Origin of the sequence: Lacticaseibacillus camelliae DSM 22697 = JCM 13995 (assembly GCF_001311195.1) — a bacterium.
GTDB classification, from domain to species: domain Bacteria; phylum Bacillota; class Bacilli; order Lactobacillales; family Lactobacillaceae; genus Lacticaseibacillus; species Lacticaseibacillus camelliae.
Window position 1 is genome coordinate 1 of record NZ_BBAJ01000113.1, and the last position, 5,416, is coordinate 5,416.

Here is a 5,416-nt window from a genome sequence, read left to right on the forward strand (position 1 = left end):
CCAGCCCGAAGGCCCCAGCGGTGAACAGGAAATCGACCTGCTGCTCCCGCGTCAGGTGAAACGGCTCGCGCACCGCCATCAGCGTCCCTGCGACGACCCCGGCGCTGCCGGCGGTGGGGGTGGCACAGATCAGGCCCATTTTGGCGTTGACCTCGTTCACGGCGACGCGTTGCGCACCGCGGCCAGCGCAATGGGCCCGAGGTAACTGGTGCCAGCATCGAGGTACTGATCCAAGCGCTTGGCATCGCCCCCGGTCAGCCCGGTCACCGACTTGACCCCGGCAATGCTTGGGCAATCGAGTCCGCCATCACATCCAGATTGCGGGCCATGAGCGACCGGATCGCTGGCTCGCTGCGGCCGGTATTTTGAGCCTCGGTCGCCACCATCAGCGCAGCCACGCTCGGGTAGTCCTGGGCCTGCTTCACAAGTTCCTTGATTGAATAAAACATGGCGTCCTCCTACTCGAAATACGTGGCGTTGTCGACGTTTGGCAGAGCCTTCAGCTTAGCGACCAGGTCGGGCCGGCGCTCGTCGCACTCCATGATCATAATGGCCTTTTCGCCCTTGGCCTCCCGCGTGACGGTCATCGTGCCAATGTTGACGCCGTTTTCACTCATCAGGTCGGTCGCCCTGGCGATCATCCCCGGCACGTCCTGGTGGACCGTGATGAAGGTCGGGGTCCCCATGCTCAGCGACAACTTGAAGCCGTTGATTTCCGAGATCTGAATGTTCCCGCCGCCGATCGAGACGCCGGTCACGGTCATCGCCCGGGCCCCTTTTTGAAGCGCGATCTTCGCTGTGTTGGGGTGGTCGACCTTATCGCTTTTCGGCACAAATGTGACCTTGATGCCACGCTCGTGCGCGATCTTCAGCGAATCCGGCAGGCGCGCGTCGTCCGGGCCCATGCCAAGCAACCCACCAACCAGCGCGATATCAGTGCCGTGGCCGCGATAGGTCTTGGCAAAGGACTCGTACAAGTAAATATCCACCCGGTCCGGTTCATCGCCAAAAATCTCCCGCACGACCTTACCGATGCGCGCGGCGCCGGCGGTGTGCGAAGAGCTTGGGCCCACCATCACGGGCCCGATGATGTCGAACACACTGTTAAACCGCAATTCTTTTGCCATGATCAGACTCCTTTTGTTCCTATCGAACCACGCCCACCGCCGCGGGTCAAGCGCAGGCAACAAAAAAAGCGGCGCCGCAACGCCGCTGAAGTCATTATTTTTTTGAAATAGTAGCGACCAGTTTCCAGCGCACTGGTCGGCATGAGCAGCTTGCCGTACTCGGCAAGCACGTCGGCCGACAAGCTGACGCGCGCGCCGTATTCCAAGGCCAGCGCCGTTTGATCGGCGATTTCGCCGCTGGACGCTTTGTTCGCGTAGAAAGTCAGCACGAGGTAGTAGTCATCGTTGTACGAGTACAGATCGGAGCTGGCGCCTTCAAGCCGCAGCTCCTGGGCTAGCGCGATGAAGTCTTCAAAGCTTTGAAGCTTAAGAACAACCTCGGTTTTGTCCGCCTGGCCGCCGTCAATGAAGCTGCCTTCGTCGCTGGCCTCGTCGCTGCCATCCGGCTCGTCAAAGGCGTTCAGCTGCTGGCGAATAAAATCGGGCACGCCGTTTTCATCCGTCTGCGGCCCTTCTTGCTGTCATCGCCACCTTCGTCTTCGTCCTGGTTGCGCGAGATCAGGAGTTCCAGGCCACTTTGGCTCGGCATCACCTGAAAGGTCACGCCGCCTTCACTGGCGAAGGTGTGATCCTTATCGACCTCATCGAGAATACTATAGAAGAAGGTTTCGATCTGCTTGTGGTTGCCGAGCAGGTCCAGCACTGTGATCCCGCGTTCGGCTAAATCATCGTTGCCGAGCAGGACGCGGATGGTATTTGCGTTAAGTCGTTCCATTTCCATGATGGCTGCACCTCACTTTGCCTTTGAATCTCAGTATATCAGATTCTCACTGACACGGCATTCTACGCTAAAAAAAGTAAGGAATGCAAATGCGGCGCCCCCACCTTCTGCGCCCAGCAAAAAGGCACGATTCGCGGGAATCATGCCAAAAGGTCAAAACCCTGCCAGCAGCTGGGCTTGCTGCAGCTCCAGAGCCCGCACGGACCGCGGTAAAAACCGCCTGATATCATCTTCATTGTAGCCGACCTGCAGGCGCTTATCATCCATGATGATCGGCCGGCGGATCAGCGCCGGATACTTGGCAATCAAAGCGACCAATTCGTTCATTGAGATTGCGTCAAGGTCGATGCCCAGCTCCTGGAAAATATTGGACCGCAGCGAAATGATCTCCTCGGTCCCTTTTTCGGTCATGCTGAGCACATGCTTGATTTCATCGATACTCAGCGGATCCGCAAAGATGTTTCGTTCCACGAACGGAATGTTATTTTCCTGTAACCAGGCGCGGGCTTTGCGACATGAAGTGCAACTTGGCGAAACATACAAATATACCATCGTGCTCGCTCCTTCTATCGTTGCGTGACTGCGTTTTCCTGACAAGCTAATTATAACTAAAGTGGATATAGAAAAACAATCACGCTTCAAAAATAAAATTTTGCTTTAGCGCGCGCACTAATTGTGATATAAGTAACAAGTATTCGTTCCGCAGTGCGAAATGCCGTCAGTCGGTCTTTTGTTCGCCGCCATGAATCGTTGACCGGGTGAACATCAGTACGATTAAATTTTAAACGTTATTTTTGCGCAAATAATTTGTCCCCATCAATAATCCGATTGTCGCTGGCCAAAATGACCGGAATCTGGCCCGCATTCGCCTGGGCCTGCGCCTTCAGCTCAGTCAGGGAGACTTCCTGCGGCAGGTGCGTCAGCAGCAGTTCGCGGACCTGCGCCGAAGTGGCCAGCGCCCCGGCCTGCGGTGCAGTCAGGTGCCACAAAGGCGCTGGGTGGTCAGCCAAGAAGTTGGTGTCCGCCATCAGCAGGTCGGCGCCCTGAGCAAACGGCGCCAAAGCGGCAAACGCCCGCGTGTCGCTGGTGTCCACGAAGACCTCCCCAGTCGTGGTTTCTTCGATGCGCACGGCAAACGCCGGCACCGGATGCTGCGTCTCCAGGAAAGTCAGGTGCAGCGGCCCCAGGTCGAGCACGGAATCACCGCTGTACCCCATGCCTTTGGTAAACGGGCCAAACGTCAGCGCCGCAAAGTTCAGCGGATCCTTCGTGTGCCCGTAAATGGGGAGCGGATCGGCCTTCTTCGCCCCACTGTGCAGCTGGTAGTAATACTGCAGCACGCCGACGTCGGCCGCGTGATCGTGGTGGTAATGCGTCAGCAGCACCGCGTCCAGCGTAAACGGATCGGTCACTTTTTCCAGCGCCAAAAGCGCCCCGGAGCCGCAGTCCAAAAGCAGCTTGTAGCCGCCGCTTTCGATCAGGTAGCTGGAAGTGCCAACACCGTTGTCCGGGTACCCACCGTAATATCCCAGAATCGTCAATTTCATCAAATCATTCCTTTCCGATAAGTAAGCGCTATACTAACTGTATTGGGGGTAATGGAATGACACACACAATGCAATTAGTACTCGGCAGTAAAACTTACATGCAGATGATCGTCAAGCGGGCGACCACACCGGTCAGGCTGCTGAAGGACGCGGAAAAAGACCGTGACTTTGCCACCCTGGATCTGACTGGGGAAATCGCATTCGTCGCGCCGCTGCGCGGGACCATCCTGGCCCATTATGGCACAGTTCCGCAAACCGGGTACGTCTACATGATGTACTTCAAGCTCACCGATGAGGAAGCCCCTGTCTTCGAGAAACAGGCGCAAGCGTTGGTCGCTGAGGCCGATCGCCTAGAGGGCTGCAGCGCCATGGTCCTGATGCGCACCGACAACCCACAGCGCGAATACTTACTACTGTCGGCTTGGGCCGACAAGTTGGCCGTTTTCACCGCCAAAAACACGCCGCTGTTTGCTCCGGTAATGGCCTTCACCAAGCGCGCGCAGGAAAGCTTCGGCTACCACCAAGCCTTTTATACCATCGTGGACCCTTACCATCCGGACCACGCCATCAAGCCAGAGGCCGTCGAGGAAAACTAAGGCCGCTCGGTCAGCTTGACGGTCAGGATCCCAAACGCCAGGTACACTAGCACGTACAGCATGATAATCGCGATCACGAGCAGCACTCCGGGATCATTCAAGAACATGCTCAGGTAGTGGATGATCAGGCCAGAGTTCACCGCGCCAAACACCAGCGGCAGCGCAAACACCATGCCGGTTTGGGCACTGGCGACCCGCCGCTCAGTGGGGCGCGGCATCCCCAGCTGACGCAGCACCGTGCGCGCCTGGTGGTCCTCTGCGGCCAGCATCAGTTGCTTGATCAGCAAAATGCTGGCGGTGGCCACGATGAAGACCACCCCCAGGATGATCACAATGAACAGCGCCATGCCGAATACTACGTTCATTTCGGCCATCAGCGGCGCCTTGAACTGCACAGCACGGCGGGAGAAGTCGGTTGCCCCGGCGACCTTCTTCACCCGCGGTGCTTTTTTGCCGGCCAAAACCGCCGCGCTGCCGCTGACGTAATCCTCACTAACCGCCCCGTCGAGCCGCTTGACCGCGGCGTTCGCAGCTGGCGTGTGGTGCAGCGTGTAGCCCGTCAGCGAATCCAGCAGTGCATGCAGGTCAGCGTATGCGCGATCCGGCACCACTAACGCCCGGTCAAAATAGCCGTCATCCCCCAGCGGAAACGCACCGGTCACGCGGGTCACGGCAAACCGTTCCCGCGTGCGCGTCAAAGTCAGGGACCAGTGCTGCCGTTTGCCCAGCCAGGTGTGCCGATACAGCGTCCGGCCGAACAAAATCATGGCGGCCTGCCCTGACTGAAGCGAAAGCTTGGGCAGCGTGGGCTGCATTCGGCGGATTCGCGCGTAGTCACTCAAAGCAAGCACGTTGTAAATGGTTTCGTCGCCGTCACCGGTGCCGTGGGTCGGCTCATTTAACCGCCCCGCCGCCAGCTTGGTTGGGAGCACAGCGGAACGTTTGATTGCCTGCGGTTTAAACTTGCCAAACGTACTTTTCACGCCGGTGCTTGAGGCCACCATGTCCAGGGCCACACTACGGGTCACCGAGCGTTGGCCAAACTGGTACAGCATCGCCCCACTGCCCAGCACTGTGATGGTAACCGTCGCCAGCACCGTCGTGAGAAACAGCGAGTGCACATTGCGCAGCAGGCGCTTGTTTAAGTTCGTGACGGTCAGCAGGCGCGTGGCGTCCTGCCGGACCCACGGGCGGCGCTGAAGCCAATTCATGAAGGCCGGAAGCGAGAATTTGAACACGAGGTACAGGCTGACGATGCCGATGACCGGCACCGCAAACAATGTCCAAACGCCGCCCCCCTGATAACGCTGGGCCATCGCGTAAGTCAGGTGAACCAGATTGAACGCCGCCAGATAGCTGCTGGCC

5 protein-coding genes and 2 pseudogenes are annotated in these 5,416 nt (G+C 58.2%); 1 reads left to right on the forward strand and 6 read right to left on the reverse strand.

Annotated elements, in window-relative coordinates:
• The 5 genes and pseudogenes from JCM13995_RS14095 to JCM13995_RS12740 form a co-directional block, all read right to left on the reverse strand.
• A pseudogene (locus tag JCM13995_RS14095) lies at nucleotides 1–449 on the reverse strand (L-serine ammonia-lyase, iron-sulfur-dependent, subunit alpha); the annotation flags it as partial.
• Nucleotides 450–458: 9 nt separating this feature from the next.
• Nucleotides 459–1,127, reverse strand: a complete 669-nt coding sequence (gene sdaAB, locus JCM13995_RS12725) for an L-serine ammonia-lyase, iron-sulfur-dependent subunit beta (protein ID WP_054666258.1) — start codon at nucleotides 1,125–1,127, stop codon at nucleotides 459–461.
• Nucleotides 1,128–1,228: 101 nt separating this feature from the next.
• Nucleotides 1,229–1,908, reverse strand: a pseudogene (locus JCM13995_RS15215) (adaptor protein MecA); the annotation flags it as partial.
• A gap of 153 nt (nucleotides 1,909–2,061) precedes the next feature.
• Nucleotides 2,062–2,460 carry a transcriptional regulator SpxA gene (spxA, locus tag JCM13995_RS12735; protein ID WP_054666261.1) on the reverse strand — a complete coding sequence of 133 codons (399 nt, stop codon included), beginning with the start codon at nucleotides 2,458–2,460 and terminating at the stop codon, nucleotides 2,062–2,064.
• Between the two features lie 236 nt (nucleotides 2,461–2,696).
• Complete coding sequence (locus tag JCM13995_RS12740) at nucleotides 2,697–3,455, reverse strand: MBL fold metallo-hydrolase (protein ID WP_054666264.1); 759 nt, start codon at nucleotides 3,453–3,455, stop codon at nucleotides 2,697–2,699.
• Between the two features lie 56 nt (nucleotides 3,456–3,511).
• Between JCM13995_RS12740 and JCM13995_RS12745 the strand changes: the two genes are divergently transcribed.
• Nucleotides 3,512–4,051: an antibiotic biosynthesis monooxygenase gene (locus tag JCM13995_RS12745; RefSeq protein ID WP_054666266.1), complete on the forward strand. Its 540-nt coding sequence runs from the start codon at nucleotides 3,512–3,514 to the stop codon at nucleotides 4,049–4,051.
• Here the strand turns inward: JCM13995_RS12745 and JCM13995_RS15070 are convergent.
• A partial coding sequence (locus tag JCM13995_RS15070; protein WP_162230968.1) for a hypothetical protein occupies nucleotides 4,048–5,416 on the reverse strand: 1,369 nt, incomplete at its 5' end. The genes JCM13995_RS12745 and JCM13995_RS15070 overlap by 4 nt on opposite strands.

What these genes read in the sequence shown, in the direction of transcription:
- JCM13995_RS12745 (WP_054666266.1), top strand. Translation starts at nt 3,512, where the DNA reads ATGACACACACAATGCAATTAGTACTCGGCAGTAAAACTTACATGCAG.
- JCM13995_RS12740 (WP_054666264.1), bottom strand. Translation starts at nt 3,455, where the DNA reads ATGAAATTGACGATTCTGGGATATTACGGTGGGTACCCGGACAACGGT.
- spxA (WP_054666261.1), bottom strand. Translation starts at nt 2,460, where the DNA reads ATGGTATATTTGTATGTTTCGCCAAGTTGCACTTCATGTCGCAAAGCC.
- sdaAB (WP_054666258.1), bottom strand. Translation starts at nt 1,127, where the DNA reads ATGGCAAAAGAATTGCGGTTTAACAGTGTGTTCGACATCATCGGGCCC.